The following is an 18,539-nucleotide window of genomic DNA, read 5'->3' as shown; positions in this document are numbered from 1 at the left end:
CAGAATGGCCGACGACCTTCATTGCGAAGGCTCGTGAGCCAGAATCATTCGACATCCGCCGCGCGCACCGCGCGCACGAACGCCGCCATCCGGGCGTGATCCTTCACGCCCCGGGCGCCCGGTACTTCGATGCCGCTCGAGACATCGACCGCGTACGGGCGCACGCGATGGATCGCATCATTGACGTTTTGCGTGTTCAACCCACCACTCAAAACGGCCCGACGCGCGAGCTCTGCTGGAATAAGTGACCAATCGAAAACCTTCCCGCCGCCGCCGTAGCCTTCGACATGGGTGTCGAACAGGAGGCCACTGGCAGCCGAATAATTGAACGCCGATTTTACCAAATCGGCCGATTGAGTATCCGCCGCAACCCGCAGCGCGCGCAACCAAGGCAAACCCGCAACGCCAGCAAGCGTTTCGCACTGCTCGGGCGTCTCGTCGCCGTGAAACTGCAGCAGCGTCAGGTTCACGTTGCTCGCGACTTCGCGGATCCAGTCCGGCGTCGCATTGACGAACAGGCCGACCACCGACACGAACGGCGGCACGTCATGCACGAGTTCGACCGCCTGGGCGACGCTCACCGAGCGCGCGCTCGGCGGATAAAACACGAGGCCGATCGCGTCGGCGCCGAGATCGATCGCGCAAGAGACGTCCTCCGGCTTGGAAAGCCCGCACAGCTTGATCCGCGTGCGATGCGGCACGCTTTGGCGGGCGGCCGCTTCGGTCTGGGTTGCAGGGGTGTCGGCTGCGTTCATGTTTCCGGTTGTTCGGTCCATACACTGCTCCACGGCACGCTGCCCGTCGCGGCGGCGGGCACGGCGAATTGCTCAGGATAGCCGACCTGCGCGAGGTACAAACCATCCGGCATAAAGGTTGGCGCCGCGCAGTCGCGACTGCGGCCCGCGAGTACCTCGGCCATCCATTCGGCCGGCCGGCGCCCAGCGCCGATCTCGATCAGACAGCCCATCAGGTTGCGCACCATGTGGTGCAGGAATGCATTCGCGCGAAAGCGAAAATGCACGAAGTTACCTTGGCGTTGCACGTCGATCTGGTACAGATGCTTGAACGGCGTCTTCGACTGGCATTGCGACGAACGGAACGACGAGAAGTCGTGTTCGCCGATCAAGTGCGTGGCGGCCTCGCGCATCGCGTCGACGTCGAGCGGCGTGTGCACCCAGCCGGCGCGCGTCGTCAGCATCGGCGAGCGCACTGGGTTCACGTACAGCACGTAGTAATAGGTGCGCTCGAACGCGGAGAAACGCGCGTGGAAATCGTCGGGCATCGGCTTCGCCCATTGCACGCCGATCGTCTTCGGCAGGAACGCGTTGGGACCCCGTACCCACGAGACGTCGGCGCGATCGAGTTCGGTATCGAAATGCACGACCTGGCCCAGGCCGTGCACGCCGCGGTCGGTGCGGCCGGCGACGATCGTCTGCACCGGCGTGCGCGTGAATTCGCGCAACGCCTTTTCCAGTTCGTCCTGCACGGTGTTGCCGTGCGGTTGCGACTGCCAGCCGGCGAACGCCGCGCCGTCGTACTGAACCCCTAAAGCGATGCGCGTCACGACAGCGGCGCGAGCGTCGAAAGCAACGCGCGGGCTTCAGTGCGCGTGGCCGGATCGTTGGCTTCGATCACTTCGTTGATCAGTGCGCGGGCGCCCGCGAGGTCGCCGAGCTCGATGTACTCGGAGGCCAGTTCGAGCTTGTTGCGCGCGATCCGGCCGAGATCGGCCGGCGTAAAGTCCGGCAACGGCTGGGCCAGGCTCGGCGGCAATTCGAGGTCGAAGTCGAGCTTCAGCGCGCCGAAACCGGGGCCGCCGAGACCGGCGACAGCGCCGTGGCCCGCGGTGCCGGCGGCGATTTCGTCGGCGATGTGCGGCACGTCGTGGTCCGGATCGGACGCGGGGAACGCTTGCTTCGCGGTGGCTTCCGGCGATGCGACCGGTTGCGTCGACAGCGAGGTCGAGATGCCGGCGCTATCGGGCGGCAATTCGATGCGCGGCGGCAACGGCATGTCGAGGCTGCCGAACGCGGCGACGGCATCGCGCGGGAATTCGCCCGGCGGGGGCGGCACCGGATGCGCCGGCGTCGGGGTATCGCTGAATGGCTGACCGAACGGCGCGGTGGTGCGCGGTTCGATCTGGTGTTGCGTGAAATCAGGCACAGAAGGTGGAGCGTCGAATGAGGTCTGCGATTCGGCTGCGCGAGCTTGCGCGGCGGCCGAAGGGGTTTCTGCGGGATGTGTGGTTGTAGTTGTACTGGTCGGTTGGTCTGCCGGTTGGTTTGGCGTGGCGCCTTGTGGAATTTCGTCGTCCCATTGCAGACGAGGTGCGTGCGCGTCCTCCGCGCTGCTGACACCCGGTTCGAGCGGTCGCAGCGGCAACGCTTCCGCGCCGAGCTCCGCGGCTGCGGCGAGGCTGGCGGCGGTTGCGGCTGCGGTCAGGTCTTCGTGGTGAGCCGGTGTGGGGGACTCGGTGGGAGCGTTGGTTTCGCTGGTTGGCGCAATGCTCGTGAGGGGTTGCGTCGGTGCGGTGGGTTCGGAAGTGGGGTGCGTGGCTGCCTGCTCGGTTGCCGCGTGCTCTGCTGCGGCCTCGTCAGTTACCGGTTGCTCTGCCGCTGCTTGTTCGGCCGCCGCGGCATGTTCTTCCGCCGCCCGTGCGGCTGCCGCGCGTTCGGCTTCCGCACGCTCCGCCGCGAGTTGGTCAGCAGCGGTACGCTCCGCTTCTGCCTGCTCGGCTGCTGCGCGTTCCGCCGCTACTCGATCCGCTTCCGCGCGTTCCGCCGCTGCATGCTCAGCGGCCGTACGCTCTGCCGCAGCCTGTTGCGCCGCCACGCGTTCCGCTTCCGCACGCTCCGCGGCGGCCTGTTCAGCCGCTATGCGTTCTGCGTCCGCACGTTCAGCCGCGGCCTGTTCGGCTGCCGCGCGCTCCGCTTCCGCGCGCTCCGCTGCTACGAGCCCTGCCGCGCTTACAGCCGCCGCCTGACCGCCTACCTCGGCCGCATCCCGCGAATCATCAGTACGGCCCGACTCCGCCGCGTCGACATTAGCCGCTTCCGCAGCACGAGCCGCGGCCGCCTTGTCGCGCTTGCGCCGCCCCATCCGCAACGCCGCGAGCAGCACGACCAGCGCCGCACCCACCGCCCCGGCAATACTCAGTTGCCGCTGCGACAGGCCGCCATCGTTGGACGAAGTCGCCGCCACGTTCGCATGCCCCGGTGCGGCCGCCATTGCCGCGGCAGACCCGCCCGCGGCCGGCTGCGCGGCGTTCGTCGACGCGGCGCCCGGCGCTGCCGGCGCACCGCCAATGCCATGCTTCTGCAATTCCATCAGCACGCGGTTTTTCAGCGCCAGCAATTGCTGCAGGCTCGACACCTGCGGATGCGCCTGCGAAGCCGCCTGCGTGCCAGCAACTGCCGGGGCGGTCGCCGGCGCCGACGCCTGACCGGCCGGCGCGCTCGCGCCCGGCTGAACCGAGCCGGTCCACTCCTGCGCGCCGCTTGCCGGCTGCGCCGCCGAACCCGCCACCGCTGCGGACGAACCCACGGCACCCGCCGCCGCGCCGCTCACCACCGCCTCGCTGGTTCCGGCGGGCGCGCTGGCACTGCCGGACACCGCCGGCGCGACCGGCGTCGCCGCGTGGTCCGCGGAACTGGCCGCACTCGCCGCGGCCGCATTCCCCTCCGCGACACCGCTCGTCACGCCGGCTGCCGCTGCCCCCGCCGTCGGCGCAGACGCCGAACCGGACGGCGCGGATGCACCCACAGCGCCCGAAGCCCCCGCCGCGACAGCAGCCGACGAAGCCGCCAACGCCCCCGTCGCATCCAGCGCCGGCACGATCAACACCGAGCCCACTCGCAGGCGGCTCGGGTTGTGATTGATGAACGCAGCCGGATTGGTGTCGAACAGTGCACGCGTCGAGCGCACGAGTACCGCGGCGTCGTGCGATTGCGTGATGGCGATCGCCACGTCGTTCAACGATTGTCCAGACCGAACCGTGTACTGGGTCCCCGCCGCAATCGCCATCACGACCGTGGTCGTACCCGATCCCGACGCGGCATCCGGCGCGCTCGCGGCGTTCGCCGGCGCGGCCAGCGCATTGCCCGCGCCACCGCCCAACAGTGCCAAAGCCAAAGCGGCGCCAGCGGCCAATGCCGCTGGCCCGTTCGCGATTCGACCCGGATCGTTTTGAATGGACATTGCCCGAAGAGCGGAGCGTCGAAGGTTCATCGGGACTCCCGGCGCGTCAGCGCGCGGCCTGTTTTGCGGATGGAAAGAGACAAGATGATCGGAGCACACAATGAAAAAAGCGCCGCGCAAGCGCGACGCTTCTTGAGTTGTCTACGCGTCGTGAGCGCGTAGTTTACTTTACTTGTCGAGCACAATGCGAAGCATGCGACGCAGCGGTTCCGCCGCGCCCCACAGTAGCTGATCGCCGACCGTGAACGCCGACAGATATTCGCCGCCCATCGCGAGCTTGCGCACGCGGCCGACCGGCACCGTCAGCGTGCCGGTGACGACCGCCGGCGACAGATCGCGCATCGACGCTTCGCGCTCGTTCGGCACGACCTTCACCCAGTCGTTGGCCGACGCGAGGATGTCGTTCACTTCGTCGAGCGGCACGTCCTTGTTCAGCTTGATCGTCAGCGCCTGCGAGTGGCAGCGCATTGCGCCGATCCGCACGCACAGGCCGTCGACCGGAATCGAGCCCGGCGTGCCCATGGCCGGCTTGCCGAGAATCTTGTTGGTTTCGGCGCCGCCCTTCCACTCTTCCTTCGACATACCGTTGCCGAGGTCCTTGTCGATCCACGGAATCAGCGAGCCGGCGAGCGGCACGCCGAAGTTCGAGGTCGGCATGCTGTCGCTGTTCATCGCTTCCAGCACGCGGCGGTCGATGTCGAGAATCGCCGAAGCCGGATCGGCCAGCTCGTTCTTCACCGCGCCGTTCAGCGTGCCCATTTGCGACAGCAGCTCGCGCATGTTCTGCGCACCGGCGCCCGAAGCCGCCTGGTACGTCATCGCCGTCATCCAGTCGACGAGGTTTTCGCGGAACAGGCCACCCAGCGCCATCAGCATCAGGCTGACCGTGCAGTTGCCGCCGATGAAATTCTTCTGGCCCTTAACGAGCGCGTTCTTGATCACGTCGAGGTTGACCGGATCGAGAATGATGACCGCGTCGTCCTTCATGCGCAGCGACGAAGCCGCGTCGATCCAGTAGCCGTTCCAGCCCGCCGCGCGCAGCTTCGGGAACACTTCGTTGGTGTAGTCGCCGCCCTGGCACGAGATGATCGCGTCGCACTTCTTCAGGTCGTCAATGCTTGTCGCATCTTTGAGCTTGGTCTCGTTCTTGGCGAACGACGGCGCGTTGCCGCCCGCGTTGCTGGTGCTGAAAAACACCGGTTCGATCAAGTCGAAATCGCCTTCCTGCTGCATGCGTTGCATCAGGACGCTGCCGACCATGCCGCGCCAACCTACGAGACCTACGTTCATGACTTCATACCCTTCGAATGGAAACTTCCCCGCATCTTTGCCCGCAGTGACCGCGCGGGGAAGATGGGCGGACACAACGGACGATCAGCGCTTCGTGATCGTTTTCGGGGTAATCGTTTTGATGGTAATGGCGAACTCGATCGCACGGGCAGTGATGCCGTGCTGTTTGGAAATCGAGGAGATTTGGGAGATCTGGGCCATCGACACAATATACACGAAAACTCGAGTCCGGCGGCGCCTCGCGGCGCGCCAGTCACACGATGCAGCGGATCAAGCGCGAATCGGCCTGAAAAACAGGCCGATTCGTAGATGCCGGGCTTTTCACAGCCCGGCGAATTGACTGCAAAACTACGGATTGCCTACTACCTGAACGCGCGTTCGCGCGCTCCGCATTACAGCGCCGCGACGACCGCGTCGCCCATTGCGGCGGTGCCGACCTGCTTGCAACCCGGCGTGAGGATGTCGCCGGTGCGATAGCCCTGCTCGAGCACCTTCTTCACCGCGCTTTCGATGCGATCGGCCTGCTCCGCCTTGTTCAGCGAATAGCGCAGCATCATCGCCGCCGACAGGATCGTGGCGAGCGGATTTGCAACGCCCTTGCCGGCGATGTCCGGCGCCGAACCGTGCGACGGCTCGTACAAGCCCTTGTTGTTCTTGTCGAGCGACGCCGACGGCAGCATGCCGATCGAACCCGTCAGCATCGCGGCTTCGTCGGACAGGATGTCGCCGAACATGTTGCCGGTCACGATCACGTCGAACGATTTCGGCGCCTTCACGAGCTGCATCGCCGCGTTGTCGACGTACATGTGCGACAGCTCGACGTCCGCGTATTCCTTCGACACGTCGATCATCACGTCCTTCCAGAACTGCGACGTTTCGAGCACGTTGGATTTGTCGACCGAGCACAGCTTCTTGCCGCGTTTTTGCGCCGCCTGGAATGCGACGTGCGCGATGCGGCGCACTTCCGGCTCCGCATAACGCATCGTGTCGAAGCCTTCCTTCGCGCCGGCGAACAGGCCGTCCGGCGACGAACGCACGCCGCGCGGCGCGCCGAAGTAGATGTCGCCGTTCAGTTCGCGCACGATCAGGATGTCGAGACCCGAAACGATCTCTTCCTTCAGCGACGACGCACCGGTCAATTGCGGATAGCAGATCGCCGGGCGGAAGTTCGCGAACAGTTCGAGATGCTTGCGCAGGCCGAGAATGGCCTGCTCCGGACGCAGCGCGCGTTCGAGCTTGTCGTACTTCCAGTCGCCGACCGCGCCGAACAGGATCGCATCGGCTTCCTTCGCCAGAGCGAGCGTCGAATCGGGCAGCGGATGGCCCTTCGCTTCGTAGCCCGCGCCGCCGACCGGCGCTTCTTCGAGTTCGAACTTCTCGCCGAGCACGTTCAGGACCTTGACGGCCTCCTTGACGATTTCGGGACCGATGCCGTCGCCCGGCAACACTGCGATCTTCATGCGAATTCCTTGATGATTATGTCGAGACTGGGAGCGCGAACCGCGCGCGGGCCAGCGCACCCTGGTGCGCCGATGCCCTCACGCATTTAACCGACGAGGCGGTTGTTCAGCCACGGCTGCTTCGCGAGACGTTCGGCTTCATACTGACGAATCTTGTCGGCATGACGCAGCGTCAAACCGATGTCGTCGAAGCCGTTCAGCAGGCAGTACTTACGGAATGCAGCAACTTCAAACGGGTAGGCGGTCGTGCCGTCGGCGGTGCGCACGACTTGCGCGTCGAGGTCGACCGTCAGCTCGAAGCCGTTGAACGCATACGTTTCGTTGAACAGATGATCGACCTGCTGTTCGGTCAGCACGATCGGCAGCACGCCGTTCTTGAAGCAGTTGTTGTAGAAGATGTCGGCGAAGCTCGGCGCGATCAGCGCGCGAAAGCCGTACTGCTGCAGCGCCCACGGCGCGTGTTCGCGCGAGCTGCCGCAACCGAAATTCTTGCGCGCGAGCAGCACCGATGCGCCCTGATAACGCGGCTGGTTGAGCACGAAGTCCGGGTTCAGCGGACGCTTCGAGTTGTCCTGACCCGGCTCGCCGTGGTCGAGGTAGCGCCATTCGTCGAATGCGTTCGGACCGAAGCCCGTGCGCTTGATCGACTTCAGGAACTGCTTCGGAATGATCGCGTCCGTGTCGACGTTCTCGCGATCGAGCGGCGCCACGACGCCGGTGTGTACGATGAATTTATCCATGACGCTTGCGCCTGTCTGAAGACCGGACGCTGCGGCTGGCGGCGTGAAAGCCGCGCGCCGCAGCGCCGGTAAAAATCAAAAACCGCTTATTTGTCAGCGTGATTGCTGATCGAATTGCCGAGGTGCGACATGTCCTCGCCAAATCCGTGCACCGTGTTGCAACCGGCCAGACCGAGCAGAAGCCCGGCCAGCGTACCGAGTGCGAAGCGGCGCAATAGAGTGGTGCGATTCATGTTCTTCATCATGCGAGTCATCCAAGCTTGCGAATATCGACGAAATGCCCTTCGATGGCCGCGGCTGCCGCCATCGCGGGGCTCACCAGGTGAGTGCGACCACCGGCGCCCTGACGACCTTCGAAATTGCGGTTCGACGTGGACGCGCAACGCTCGCCCGGATCGAGCCGGTCGGCGTTCATCGCGAGACACATCGAGCAACCCGGCTCGCGCCATTCGAAGCCGGCGTCGGTAAAGACCTTGTCGAGGCCTTCACGCTCCGCCTGCGCCTTCACGAGCCCCGAACCCGGCACGACCATCGCCAGACGGATGTTCGGCGCCACGCGGCGACCCAGCTTCTTCACGACGTAAGCCGCGGCGCGAATGTCTTCAATGCGCGCGTTGGTGCACGACCCGATGAAGATTTTATCCGGCTTGATCGACTCGATCGGCGCATTCGGCTCGAGCGCCATGTACTTGAGCGCGCGTTCCATCGCGTCGCGCTTGACCGGGTCCTTTTCGCGCTCCGGATCCGGCACGCGGCCGTCGACCGACGTGACCATTTCCGGCGACGTGCCCCACGTGACCTGCGGCACGATATCGGCGGCGTTCAGCTCGACCACGCGGTCGAATTGCGCGCCTTCGTCGGACTTGAACTGCTTCCAGTACTCGACCGCGTGATCCCACTCGACGCCCTGCGGCGAGTACGGACGGCCCTTCAGGTATTCGACCGTGGTGTCGTCGACCGCGACCATGCCGGCGCGCGCGCCCGCTTCGATCGCCATGTTGCAGACCGTCATGCGGCCTTCCATGGTCAGCGCGCGAATCGTCGAGCCGCCGAATTCGATCGCGTAGCCGGTGCCGCCCGCGGTGCCGATCTTGCCGATGATCGCGAGCACGATGTCCTTCGCGGTACAGCCGCGCGGCAGTTGGCCCTCGACCTTCACGAGCATGTTCTTGCTCTTCTTCTGCAGCAGCGTTTGCGTGGCCAGCACGTGCTCGACTTCCGACGTGCCGATGCCGTGCGCGAGCGCGCCGAACGCGCCGTGCGTGGACGTGTGCGAGTCGCCGCAGACGATCGTCATGCCCGGCAGCGTCGCGCCCTGCTCCGGTCCGATGATGTGGACGATGCCCTGACGCACATCGGTCATCTTGAACTGCGTGATGCCGAAGGCGTCGCAATTCGTGTCGAGCGTGTCGACTTGCAGCTTCGAGACCGGATCGGCGATGCCGTGGCTACGGTCGGTAGTCGGCACGTTGTGATCGGACACGGCCAGGTTCGCGCTGATGCGCCATACCGGACGCTCGGCCATCTTCAGGCCTTCGAATGCCTGCGGGCTGGTCACTTCGTGCAGCAGATGGCGGTCGATATAGAGAATCGCGGTGCCGTCGTCTTCCGTGTGGACCACGTGGGTGTTCCACAATTTGTCGTAGAGAGTCTGTGCCATGGTATGCGGGGTAGTAATGACTTCGGGCTGCTATGTCGGTCGATTATGCCACGCAGTTAGACGGCGCGGAGCCCTCATCGAGGCAGAAAACCGATAAAAAACAGGGAGTTGGGTGGTAGTGGCGATACCTGTATCGGTGTTACCCGGCAAGCCTGCGGGACCGTCTCGACTGAATGCGCCGCATGCCGCGATCAAGAAGTGGCCGCGCAAACAGAAACGCCCCAACGGGAAACCCGTTGGGGCGTTTTATTCACTCAGGCTTCGCACTCTGGTGCGGCACGAATGAATGTGCCGCAAACCGGAGCGCGGAGCGCTGTCGCTCAGCGCTGCTTAGCGTTGCGCGAGCGGCTTCGCTTCACGCAGCGTGTCGCCGATGAACAGCTGACGCGGACGGCCAATCTTCTGTTCGGGATCAGCGATCATTTCGTTCCACTGTGCAATCCAGCCGACCGTACGTGCCATCGCGAAGATACACGTGAACATCGACGTCGGAATGCCCAGCGCGCGCTGCACGATACCCGAGTAGAAGTCGACGTTCGGGTACAGCTTGCGCGACACGAAGTATTCGTCTTCGAGCGCGATCTTTTCGAGTGCCATTGCCAGCTTGAACAGCGGGTCGTCGTGCAGGCCCAGTTCTTCGAGCACTTCGTGGCAGGTCTCGCGCATCAGCTTCGCACGCGGGTCGTAGTTCTTGTACACGCGATGACCGAAGCCCATCAGCTTCACGCCCGAGTTCTTGTCCTTCACCTGCTTGATGAACTCAGGAATGTTGTCGACCGAGCCGATTTCTTCCAGCATGTTCAGCGCGGCTTCGTTCGCACCACCGTGCGCCGGGCCCCACAGACATGCGATACCCGCAGCGATACATGCGAACGGATTCGCACCCGACGAACCGGCCAGACGGACGGTCGAGGTCGATGCATTCTGTTCGTGGTCTGCGTGCAGGATCAGGATACGGTCGAGCGCGCGCACCAGCACGTCGTTGACCTTGTACTCTTCGCACGGGTTCGAGAACATCATGCGCATGAAGTTCGCGCTGTACGACAGGTCGTTCTTCGGATAAACGAACGGCTGACCGATGCTGTACTTGTACGCCATTGCGACGAGTGTGGGCAGCTTGGCAATCATGCGGATCGCCGACACTTCACGGTGACGCGGGTTATTGATGTCGAGCGAGTCGTGATAGAACGCCGACAGTGCGCCGACCGCGGCGACCAGAATCGCCATCGGGTGCGCGTCGCGGCGGAAGCCGCGGAAGAAGAACTGCATCTGCTCGTGCACCATCGTGTGCTTCGTGACGGTGCCGACGAATTCTTCCTTCTGCGCAGCCGTCGGCAGTTCGCCGTTCAGCAGCAGATAGCAGGTTTCGAGGAAGTCGGCGTTTTGCGCGAGGTTGTCGATCGCGTAGCCGCGGTAGAGCAGTTCGCCCTTGTCGCCGTCGATGTAGGTGATCGCCGAATTGCACGACGCCGTCGACATGAAGCCCGGATCGTACGTGAATTTGCCGGTCTGGCCGTACAGTTTGCGAATGTCGATTACGTCCGGGCCAATCGTGCCCTTGTAAATCGGCATTTCAACGCTCGGCGAATTATCGCTGAACGATAGCGTGGCTTTAACATCTGACGGGGTCATAGCACATCCTCAATCGAAGTATGGTTACAGGGTTTCGATAATTGCACGCCTGGAACAGCGGACTGGCGGCGCTCAAGCGTTGCGCAGCAATTCCAGAACCCGGACCACGTCCGGGTCGGCCAGATCGCCTTCCGGTTCCTTGCGCGCGAGCAGCAAGTCCATCAGGTCGTTATCGCTCAGCTCGAGCAGGCGCGTGAGAGCGCCGACGTCGGCATCGCTGAGGTCATGCTCATATCGGCTGAAAAAACGCTCGAAAATCAGATCGTTTTCCAGCAGGCCCCGCCGTGCACGCCAACGAAGACGCGCGCGGCGGAGGGGGTCGGACTGATGCGATGTTTCGTTCATAGCAGTAAGCGCCGCTCCGCTCCCAGGCTAACGAACCGCCCCCGGAGGGGCAGCGTACGCGAAGAAGCGTGCGGGCTATTTCATCCTAGACTGCGCGGCGAACCATCAATTCCTTGATCTTGCCGATCGCCTTGGTCGGGTTCAGGCCCTTCGGGCAAACGTCGACGCAATTCATGATCGTGTGGCAACGGAACAGACGGTACGGGTCTTCCAGGTTGTCGAGACGCTCGCCGGTCGCTTCGTCGCGGCTGTCAGCGATGAAGCGATAGGCTTGCAGCAGGCCTGCCGGGCCGACGAACTTGTCCGGGTTCCACCAGAAGCTCGGGCACGAGGTCGAGCAGCTGGCGCACAGGATACATTCGTACAGACCGTCGAGCTCGTCGCGTTCTTCCGGCGACTGCAGACGTTCCTTTTCCGGCGGCGGCGTATCGTTGATCAGGTACGGCTTGATCGAGTGATACTGGTTGAAGAACTGCGTGAAGTCGCAGATCAGGTCGCGCACGACGGGAAGGCCCGGCAGCGGACGCAGCACGATCTTCTGCGGCAGGTCGTTCAGGTTCGTCAGGCACGCGAGGCCGTTCTTGCCGTTGATGTTCATTGCGTCCGAACCGCACACGCCTTCGCGGCACGAGCGACGGAACGACAGGGTTTCGTCGAGCGCCTTCAGCTTGACGAGCGCGTCGAGCAGCATGCGCTCGTGCGAGTCGATTTCGACTTCGTACGTCTGCATGCGCGGTGCCGCGTCCTTGTCCGGATCGTAGCGGTAGATTTCAAATGTACGCTTGGCCATTTCTCTGAATTCCTTTGACTTGTGCCTTAGAAGGTACGCGCTTTCGGCGGCACCGATTCGACGGTCAGCGGTTGCATGTGAACCGGCTTGTAGTCGAGGCGATCGCCTTCGCTGAACCACAGCGTATGGCGCAGCCAGTTTTCGTCGTCACGATGTTCGAAGTCGTTCTGCGCATGCGCGCCACGGCTTTCCTTGCGCGCTTCGGCGGAGACCATCGTGGCGCGTGCCACTTCGATCAGGTTCGCCACTTCGAGCGCTTCGATACGGGCCGTGTTGAAGACCTTCGACTTGTCCTTCAGATGGATGTTGTCGACGCGTGCCGCGACTTCGCGGATCTGTTCGACACCTTCAGCCAGCAGGGCCGAGGTACGGAACACGCCAGCGTGCTTCTGCATCGTGCCGCGGATGTCGTTCGCGACCGATTGCGCATACTCGCCCGACGACGAGCTGTCCAGCTTGGCCAGACGCGACAGCGCGAAGTCGGCAGCATCTGCCGGCAGCGGCTTGTGTTCCTTCAGTTCCTTCACGTGCTTGACGATGTGGTTGCCGGCCGCACGGCCGAACACCACGAGGTCGAGCAGCGAGTTCGTGCCGAGACGGTTTGCACCGTGCACCGACACGCACGAGCATTCGCCCACTGCGTAGAAACCGTTGACGACTTCTTCGTGACCCTTCGGCGTACCAACGACCTGGCCGTTGATGTTCGTCGGGATACCGCCCATCTGGTAGTGGATGGTCGGCACAACCGGGATCGGCTCTTTAATGCAGTCGACGTTCGCGAACTTCAGCGCGATTTCGCGGATCGACGGCAGACGCTTCATGATCGTCTCTGCGCCGATGTGCGACAGGTCGAGCAGCACGTGATCCTTGTTCGGACCCACGCCGCGGCCTTCCTTGATTTCCTGGTCCATCGAACGCGAAACGAAGTCGCGCGGCGCCAAGTCCTTCAGCGTCGGTGCGTAGCGTTCCATGAAACGCTCGCCGTTCGAGTTACGCAGAATCCCGCCTTCGCCGCGCACGCCTTCGGTGATCAGCACGCCCGCGCCGGCCACGCCGGTCGGGTGGAATTGCCAGAATTCCATGTCCTGCAGCGCGATACCCGAACGGGCCGCCATGCCGAGGCCGTCACCGGTGTTGATGAACGCGTTGGTCGATGCCGCGAAGATCCGGCCCGCGCCGCCCGTGGCGAACAGCGTGGTCTTGCCTTCGAGGATGTAGACGTCGCCGGTTTCCATTTCCAGCGCGGTCACGCCGAGCACGTCGCCGTCGGCGTCGCGGATCAGGTCCAGCGCCATCCATTCGACGAAGAATTGCGTCTTGGCAGCAACGTTCTGCTGGTACAGCGTGTGCAGCAGCGCGTGACCGGTACGGTCAGCCGCCGCGCAAGCGCGTTGCACCGGCTTTTCGCCGTAGTTCGCGGTATGGCCGCCGAACGGGCGCTGATAGATCGTGCCGTCCGCGTTACGGTCGAACGGCATGCCGAAGTGTTCGAGTTCGTAGACGGCGTTCGGTGCTTCACGGCACATGAACTCGATCGCGTCCTGGTCGCCGAGCCAGTCGGAGCCCTTGATCGTGTCGTAGAAGTGGTAGTGCCAGTTGTCTTCGCTCATGTTGCCGAGCGAAGCGCCGATGCCGCCCTGAGCAGCAACCGTGTGCGAACGCGTCGGGAACACCTTGGACAGCACGCAAACCGACAGACCCGCACGCGCGAGTTGGAGCGACGCGCGCATTCCCGAGCCGCCCGCGCCGACGATGACCACGTCGAACTTGCGACGCGGCAGAGAATTTTTGATTGCAACCATTCTTTTACACTCTCCAGAGAATCTGCGCAGCGTAGCCCGCACATGCGAGCAGCCAGAGGATCGTCAACGCCTGCAGGACGAGACGCGTGCCAACGGGCTTCACATAGTCCATCCAGATGTCACGGATACCAACCCACGCGTGGTAGAACAGCGAGAGCAGCGTGACGAACGTGGCGAGCTTCATCCACTGCGTCGCGAAGATCGACGCCCAGCCGTCGTACGAGAAGTCGCGCGCGAGGAAGAACCATGCGAGCAGAATCACCGTGTACACCGCCATCACGCAGGCGGTGACGCGCTGCGCGAGCCAGTCGCGCAAGCCGTAATGTGCGCCGACAACGAGACGCTTCGAACCGATTCGGTTATTGGCTGCCATTTTTTAGAATGCTCCGAACAGTTTTGCCGCGAATGCGATGGTGAGCAGCGACGACACGACCAGCACGACGATAGAGGTCGACTTACCCTTTTCCTTCGAGACCGCGTCGTGGTTCGTATCCATCAGCAGGTGACGGACGCCGGCGCAGAAGTGGAACATGTAAGCCCACGCGAGAACCAGCGTGATCAGCTTGACGATGATGTTGGAGAGGAAACCCTTGAAGACCTGGAAGCTGAGCTCGGAAGTCAGGCTCTGATCGAAGAGGTACAGCAGGAACGGAAGAGAAAGAAACAACAACGCGCCGCTCACGCGGTGCAGAATCGACACGCGCCCCGCTAGCGGGAGACGGTATGCCGTCAATATTTGCCCAAGACCGATATTCCGGAATTCCGGCCTCGGTTTTTTTACGGCTTCTGCCATGCTAGACCCCTACTATGTAGTCACACTAATCCGCAATTTTAGCGCCTTTTCATATCGCGCTGCAGCGAAAACCACCATGAGTCCTTTGCTGCGCGCGCAATGAATGCGCCTTCTGAATGGCCGGCGTACGGGACGCCGCACCTCGTTTCAGCCCGATTTAACTGAGATCGTTCTGATAGTAATACCCGGTTGTGACATACCAACCACGCCGGACTTCAACCGGACGATCCCCATATGTATAGGACACGCGCTCGACCGAGAGCAACGGAAAACCCGCCGGCACATGCAGCAGGTCCGCCACGGAAGGCTCCGCCGCGACCGCGCGGATTTTTTCCGTCGCGCGAATCATGCGGGTGCCGAATTCCGCCTCGAACATCGCGTAGAGAGGCCCCTTGTACTCGGACAGCCGCTCCAGCGTGAGCCCGCGAAATACCGCGCCGGGCAGCCAGATCTCGTCGAGCACCGTGACTTCGCCGTCGAACTGCAGCAGACGCTTGATCAGCACGACCGGGTCGGCCGGCTTCAGGTCCAACTGCCGGGCAATCTCCGCCGAGGCCCGCAGCCGCCGGCATTCGAGCAGGCGGCTCACGTGCGGATGCTCGGCGCCGTCGTCGGCGAGCAGCCGCAGGAAGCGGAACTGCGCGCGCTCTTCGTTGTGCGTTGCAACGAAAGTGCCCTTGCCTTGACGGCGCACCAGCAGGTTGTCGGCCGCAAGTTCGTCGATCGCCTTGCGCACCGTGCCCTGGCTCACCTTATAGCGGGCGGCCAGTTCGACCTCGCTGGGAATGATTTCGCCCGGCTTCCATTCGCCGCTCTCGAGGCTCTGCGTAATCAAGCCCTTGATCTGCTGATACAAAGGGCTGAACGTAGGCGACGCGGCCGCGGTGGCGGCGGATACGGCTTCGCCCGCGGCCCCTTGGCCATTCGGGTTCACAGGGTTCGCCGGGTTCGAATTCATCCGCGCATTTCATCATAAAGGCCCCGGCCGCGTCCAGACTTTTCCAGGGATAGATATGTCTTATATAAGACATAAGATAATGTTGACTTTGTCGATGTCGACTCCTACACTCCTTGTCGAGCAAGGGTTTGCGGGTTTTTCGGCGTTTTTTTGTTGCAGCGCCGCGACGCTCCGGCAGCCATCTGTGCCATGCCGTTCCCCACGCAGTCCAGGTTTCGATTCGCCGCCATCCGCTGGCCAGACGCTTGCCGAAACGCGCTGTTTGCAGGAGCCCGCACCGTGCAGCGGCGGTCCCAGCGCCACCATCCCCGTCCCGCTCGGCAGTACAGCTTTCCGGCATGGCGGTCTTGCCGCAGCGCGCCTCCGGCCCCGGCGTATTCCGGGTCCGCACGCGAACAGTGAATTCCGCCGTGTTTCATAACGCTACGCTGAACGCGCATATAGAATGGCGTTTTCCCTAGCGTCTAACGCATCGTCCTGGAGATTTCTCAATGGCTAAGCCCGCAAAGCGCGTTGCCGTCACCGGCGCCGCAGGTCAAATCGCTTACTCCCTGCTGTTCCGCATCGCCAATGGCGACCTGCTCGGCAAGGACCAGCCGGTGATCCTGCAACTGCTCGATCTGCCGCAAGCGCAAGGCGCCGTCAAAGGCGTCGTGATGGAACTGGATGATTGCGCATTCCCGCTGCTGTCGGGCGTCGTGATCACGGACGACCCGAAGGTCGCATTCAAGGACGCAGACGTCGCCCTCCTCGTCGGCGCACGTCCGCGCTCGAAAGGCATGGAGCGTAAGGACCTGCTGTCGGCCAACGCCGAAATCTTCACGGTTCAGGGCAAGGCGCTGAACGACGTCGCCAGCCGCGACGTGAAGGTGCTGGTCGTCGGCAACCCGGCTAACACCAACGCTTACATCGCAATGAAGTCGGCACCGGATCTGCCGAAGAAGAACTTCACCGCCATGCTGCGTCTGGACCACAACCGCGCGCTGTCGCAACTGGCCGCCAAGTCGGGCAAGCCGGTCGCGTCGATCGAAAAGCTCGCCGTGTGGGGCAACCACTCGCCGACCATGTACCCGGACTTCCGCGTTGCAACGGCAGAAGGTCAGGACCTGACCAAGCTGATCAACGACGAAGAATGGAACCGCAACACGTTCATCCCGACCGTCGGCAAGCGCGGCGCGGCGATCATCGAAGCGCGCGGCCTGTCGTCGGCGGCATCGGCGGCTAACGCTGCGATCGACCACGTGCGCGACTGGGTGCTCGGCACCAACGGCAAGTGGGTCACGATGGGCATCCCGTCGGACGGCTCGTACGGCATCCCCGAAGACATCATCTACGGCGTGCCGGTGACCTGCGAAAACGGCGAGTACAAGCGCGTCGAAGGTCTGGAAATCGATGCGTTCTCGCGTGAAAAGATGGACGGCACGCTGCAGGAACTGCTCGAAGAGCGCGAAGGCGTTCAGCACCTGCTGGGCTAAGCCTCTGATGCGAACAAACCGGAATACCGAAGCTGCCATGCGACGGATTCCGGTTTTTTTCGTGCGGAGTGCCTCGCGATCGAGTCGCTCCGCCCCTGATCCGAACGTGTTTTGCCGCTGCCCGGCAGCCCTCGCGCAGAGCACGTTCGGATCCGGTCTCCTCTAACCTCCCACGCCCTACCCGCCGAAGATGCGCGTTCTCACACCAGCCGAAGTGCTGTTTGATGGTGAAGTGCCTCCCGCCGTGCTGCCCGCCTGCGATCACTACGCCGGCAGCGAAAAGCTGATGCTCAAATCGCTCGCGCTGCAGCAGCAGCTCGGCCCGGTATTCGATATCACGCTCGATTGCGAAGACGGCGCGCAGGTCGGCCGCGAGGCCGAGCACGCGGAGCTGGTCGCGTCGCTGCTGGGCAGCGAGCACGACCGCTTCGGCCGCGTCGGCGTGCGGATCCACGACTTCGCTCACGCGCACTGGCGCGACGACGTGCGCCTGATTCTGCGCGCGGCGAAGCGAGCACCCGCTTACATCACACTGCCGAAAATCCGCAACGTGCCCGATGCCGCCGAAATGATCGCGTTCATCGAGGCGACGCGGCGCGAACTCGGCATCGCGCAGCCGGTGCCGGTGCAACTACTGGTCGAAACGCATGGCGCGCTCACGCGCGTGTTCGAACTGGCCGCGCTGCCCGGCGTCGAAGCGTTGAGCTTCGGCCTGATGGACTTCGTCTCCGCGCACGACGGCGCGATCCCCGACACCGCAATGCGCTCGCCCGGCCAGTTCGATCACCCGCTGGTGCGGCGCGCGAAGCTCGAAATCTCGGCGGCCTGCCATGCGTTCGGCAAAGTGCCGTCGCACAACGTCAGCACCGAAGTGCGCGACATGAGCGTGGTCGCGAACGACGCGCTGCGCGCCCGCAACGAATTCGGCTACACGCGGATGTGGAGCATCCACCCGGCGCAGATCGAGGCGATCGTCGCCGCGTTCGCGCCGCGCGACGAGGAAATCGCCACGGCCACCGCGATCCTGCTGGCCGCGCAGTCCGCCCAATGGGGGCCGACGCGCTACGGCGATACGCTGCACGATCGCGCGAGCTATCGCTATTACTGGTCGGTGCTGCGCCGTGCGCAGAGCACCGGTCGCGCGATTCCGGAAGACGCGGCGCCGCTGTTTGCGAAAGTGGGCGCTAACGGACAGTAAGCAGGTGGCATCAGCGAAGCGCTTGAACCGGCCGCATTGAGCCGGCACACAGGAGAACGCGGAAGATGAGCGACACGACGCAAACCGCCGGTGCAGCGGGCGGCAACGAGACACAAAGCGGCTTCAAGCCGAAAAAATCCGTCGCGCTGTCCGGCGTGACCGCGGGCAACACCGCGCTGTGCACGGTCGGCAAGACCGG

Annotated in this window: 17 protein-coding genes and 1 pseudogene; 3 read left to right on the top strand and 15 right to left on the bottom strand. The window is 63.6% G+C overall.

The window, feature by feature from the left end; translation table 11 throughout:
• Positions 1 to 44: 44 nt before the first annotated feature.
• The 15 genes from BTH42_RS30375 to BTH42_RS30305 all read right to left on the bottom strand — a co-directional run bounded on the left by BTH42_RS30375 (position 45) and on the right by BTH42_RS30305 (position 15,667).
• The gene (locus BTH42_RS30375; protein WP_075304881.1) at positions 45 to 755 is read right to left on the bottom strand and encodes a phosphoribosylanthranilate isomerase; all 711 of its coding nucleotides are present in this window, start codon (positions 753 to 755) and stop codon (positions 45 to 47) included.
• Complete coding sequence (gene truA / locus BTH42_RS30370) at positions 752 to 1,564, bottom strand: tRNA pseudouridine(38-40) synthase TruA (protein ID WP_075304880.1); 813 nt, start codon at positions 1,562 to 1,564, stop codon at positions 752 to 754. Before truA ends, BTH42_RS30375 begins: the two co-directional genes overlap by 4 nt.
• Entirely contained in the window at positions 1,561 to 4,227 is a 2,667-nt protein-coding gene (locus tag BTH42_RS30365) for a FimV/HubP family polar landmark protein (RefSeq protein ID WP_075304879.1), read from the bottom strand. The genes truA and BTH42_RS30365 overlap by 4 nt, the downstream gene beginning before the upstream one ends.
• Before the next feature lie 138 nt (positions 4,228 to 4,365).
• Positions 4,366 to 5,487, bottom strand: a complete 1,122-nt coding sequence (asd, locus tag BTH42_RS30360; protein WP_075304878.1) for an aspartate-semialdehyde dehydrogenase — start codon at positions 5,485 to 5,487, stop codon at positions 4,366 to 4,368.
• A 392-nt stretch (positions 5,488 to 5,879) separates the two neighbouring features.
• On the bottom strand, positions 5,880 to 6,947 hold the full coding sequence (gene leuB, locus BTH42_RS30355) for a 3-isopropylmalate dehydrogenase (protein ID WP_075304877.1): 1,068 nt from the start codon (positions 6,945 to 6,947) through the stop codon (positions 5,880 to 5,882).
• Between the two features lie 86 nt (positions 6,948 to 7,033).
• Positions 7,034 to 7,687, bottom strand: a complete 654-nt coding sequence (leuD, locus tag BTH42_RS30350) for a 3-isopropylmalate dehydratase small subunit (protein WP_075304876.1) — start codon at positions 7,685 to 7,687, stop codon at positions 7,034 to 7,036.
• Between the two features lie 86 nt (positions 7,688 to 7,773).
• Positions 7,774 to 7,932 carry an entericidin A/B family lipoprotein gene (locus BTH42_RS30345; RefSeq protein ID WP_028196115.1) on the bottom strand — a complete coding sequence of 53 codons (159 nt, stop codon included), beginning with the start codon at positions 7,930 to 7,932 and terminating at the stop codon, positions 7,774 to 7,776.
• Between the two features lie 5 nt (positions 7,933 to 7,937).
• The gene (leuC, locus tag BTH42_RS30340) at positions 7,938 to 9,347 is read right to left on the bottom strand and encodes a 3-isopropylmalate dehydratase large subunit (RefSeq protein ID WP_075304875.1); all 1,410 of its coding nucleotides are present in this window, start codon (positions 9,345 to 9,347) and stop codon (positions 7,938 to 7,940) included.
• A 330-nt stretch (positions 9,348 to 9,677) separates the two neighbouring features.
• A complete protein-coding gene (gene gltA / locus BTH42_RS30335) occupies positions 9,678 to 10,979 on the bottom strand; it encodes a citrate synthase (RefSeq protein ID WP_075304874.1) in 1,302 nt (433 codons plus the stop codon).
• Positions 10,980 to 11,051: 72 nt separating this feature from the next.
• Positions 11,052 to 11,324: a succinate dehydrogenase assembly factor 2 gene (locus tag BTH42_RS30330; RefSeq protein WP_075304873.1), complete on the bottom strand. Its 273-nt coding sequence runs from the start codon at positions 11,322 to 11,324 to the stop codon at positions 11,052 to 11,054.
• A gap of 85 nt (positions 11,325 to 11,409) precedes the next feature.
• A complete protein-coding gene (locus BTH42_RS30325) occupies positions 11,410 to 12,114 on the bottom strand; it encodes a succinate dehydrogenase iron-sulfur subunit (RefSeq protein WP_075304872.1) in 705 nt (234 codons plus the stop codon).
• Between the two features lie 26 nt (positions 12,115 to 12,140).
• Entirely contained in the window at positions 12,141 to 13,916 is a 1,776-nt protein-coding gene (gene sdhA, locus BTH42_RS30320) for a succinate dehydrogenase flavoprotein subunit (protein ID WP_075304871.1), read from the bottom strand.
• A 4-nt stretch (positions 13,917 to 13,920) separates the two neighbouring features.
• Positions 13,921 to 14,289, bottom strand: coding sequence for a succinate dehydrogenase, hydrophobic membrane anchor protein (gene sdhD / locus BTH42_RS30315; RefSeq protein WP_075304870.1), 369 nt, complete (start codon positions 14,287 to 14,289; stop codon positions 13,921 to 13,923).
• A 3-nt stretch (positions 14,290 to 14,292) separates the two neighbouring features.
• Positions 14,293 to 14,709, bottom strand: a complete 417-nt coding sequence (sdhC, locus tag BTH42_RS30310; protein WP_075304869.1) for a succinate dehydrogenase, cytochrome b556 subunit — start codon at positions 14,707 to 14,709, stop codon at positions 14,293 to 14,295.
• 157 nt (positions 14,710 to 14,866) lie between these two features.
• On the bottom strand, positions 14,867 to 15,667 hold the full coding sequence (locus BTH42_RS30305) for a GntR family transcriptional regulator (protein ID WP_075304868.1): 801 nt from the start codon (positions 15,665 to 15,667) through the stop codon (positions 14,867 to 14,869).
• Between the two features lie 491 nt (positions 15,668 to 16,158).
• Here BTH42_RS30305 and BTH42_RS30300 point away from each other — a divergent pair, with 491 nt between their 5' ends.
• The 3 genes and pseudogenes from BTH42_RS30300 to BTH42_RS36190 form a co-directional block, all read left to right on the top strand.
• The gene (locus BTH42_RS30300) at positions 16,159 to 17,142 is read left to right on the top strand and encodes a malate dehydrogenase (RefSeq protein WP_075304867.1); all 984 of its coding nucleotides are present in this window, start codon (positions 16,159 to 16,161) and stop codon (positions 17,140 to 17,142) included.
• A 190-nt stretch (positions 17,143 to 17,332) separates the two neighbouring features.
• A complete protein-coding gene (locus BTH42_RS30295; RefSeq protein ID WP_075304866.1) occupies positions 17,333 to 18,340 on the top strand; it encodes a CoA ester lyase in 1,008 nt (335 codons plus the stop codon).
• A 65-nt stretch (positions 18,341 to 18,405) separates the two neighbouring features.
• A pseudogene (locus BTH42_RS36190) lies at positions 18,406 to 18,539 on the top strand (2-methylcitrate synthase); the annotation flags it as partial.

The sequence above is a fragment of the Burkholderia sp. SRS-W-2-2016 genome (assembly GCF_001931485.1).
Classification (GTDB): domain Bacteria; phylum Pseudomonadota; class Gammaproteobacteria; order Burkholderiales; family Burkholderiaceae; genus Paraburkholderia.
Note: the sequence above shows the minus strand (reverse complement) of the source record. Positions and strands in the feature narration are given on the sequence as shown.

What these genes read in the sequence shown, in the direction of transcription:
- BTH42_RS30375 (WP_075304881.1), bottom strand. Translation starts at nt 755, where the DNA reads ATGAACGCAGCCGACACCCCTGCAACCCAGACCGAAGCGGCCGCCCGC.
- BTH42_RS30365 (WP_075304879.1), bottom strand. Translation starts at nt 4,227, where the DNA reads ATGAACCTTCGACGCTCCGCTCTTCGGGCAATGTCCATTCAAAACGAT.
- asd (WP_075304878.1), bottom strand. Translation starts at nt 5,487, where the DNA reads ATGAACGTAGGTCTCGTAGGTTGGCGCGGCATGGTCGGCAGCGTCCTG.
- leuB (WP_075304877.1), bottom strand. Translation starts at nt 6,947, where the DNA reads ATGAAGATCGCAGTGTTGCCGGGCGACGGCATCGGTCCCGAAATCGTC.
- leuD (WP_075304876.1), bottom strand. Translation starts at nt 7,687, where the DNA reads ATGGATAAATTCATCGTACACACCGGCGTCGTGGCGCCGCTCGATCGC.
- BTH42_RS30345 (WP_028196115.1), bottom strand. Translation starts at nt 7,932, where the DNA reads ATGATGAAGAACATGAATCGCACCACTCTATTGCGCCGCTTCGCACTC.
- leuC (WP_075304875.1), bottom strand. Translation starts at nt 9,347, where the DNA reads ATGGCACAGACTCTCTACGACAAATTGTGGAACACCCACGTGGTCCAC.
- gltA (WP_075304874.1), bottom strand. Translation starts at nt 10,979, where the DNA reads ATGACCCCGTCAGATGTTAAAGCCACGCTATCGTTCAGCGATAATTCG.
- BTH42_RS30330 (WP_075304873.1), bottom strand. Translation starts at nt 11,324, where the DNA reads ATGAACGAAACATCGCATCAGTCCGACCCCCTCCGCCGCGCGCGTCTT.
- BTH42_RS30325 (WP_075304872.1), bottom strand. Translation starts at nt 12,114, where the DNA reads ATGGCCAAGCGTACATTTGAAATCTACCGCTACGATCCGGACAAGGAC.
- sdhA (WP_075304871.1), bottom strand. Translation starts at nt 13,916, where the DNA reads ATGGTTGCAATCAAAAATTCTCTGCCGCGTCGCAAGTTCGACGTGGTC.
- sdhD (WP_075304870.1), bottom strand. Translation starts at nt 14,289, where the DNA reads ATGGCAGCCAATAACCGAATCGGTTCGAAGCGTCTCGTTGTCGGCGCA.
- sdhC (WP_075304869.1), bottom strand. Translation starts at nt 14,709, where the DNA reads ATGGCAGAAGCCGTAAAAAAACCGAGGCCGGAATTCCGGAATATCGGT.
- BTH42_RS30305 (WP_075304868.1), bottom strand. Translation starts at nt 15,667, where the DNA reads ATGAATTCGAACCCGGCGAACCCTGTGAACCCGAATGGCCAAGGGGCC.
- BTH42_RS30300 (WP_075304867.1), top strand. Translation starts at nt 16,159, where the DNA reads ATGGCTAAGCCCGCAAAGCGCGTTGCCGTCACCGGCGCCGCAGGTCAA.
- BTH42_RS30295 (WP_075304866.1), top strand. Translation starts at nt 17,333, where the DNA reads ATGCGCGTTCTCACACCAGCCGAAGTGCTGTTTGATGGTGAAGTGCCT.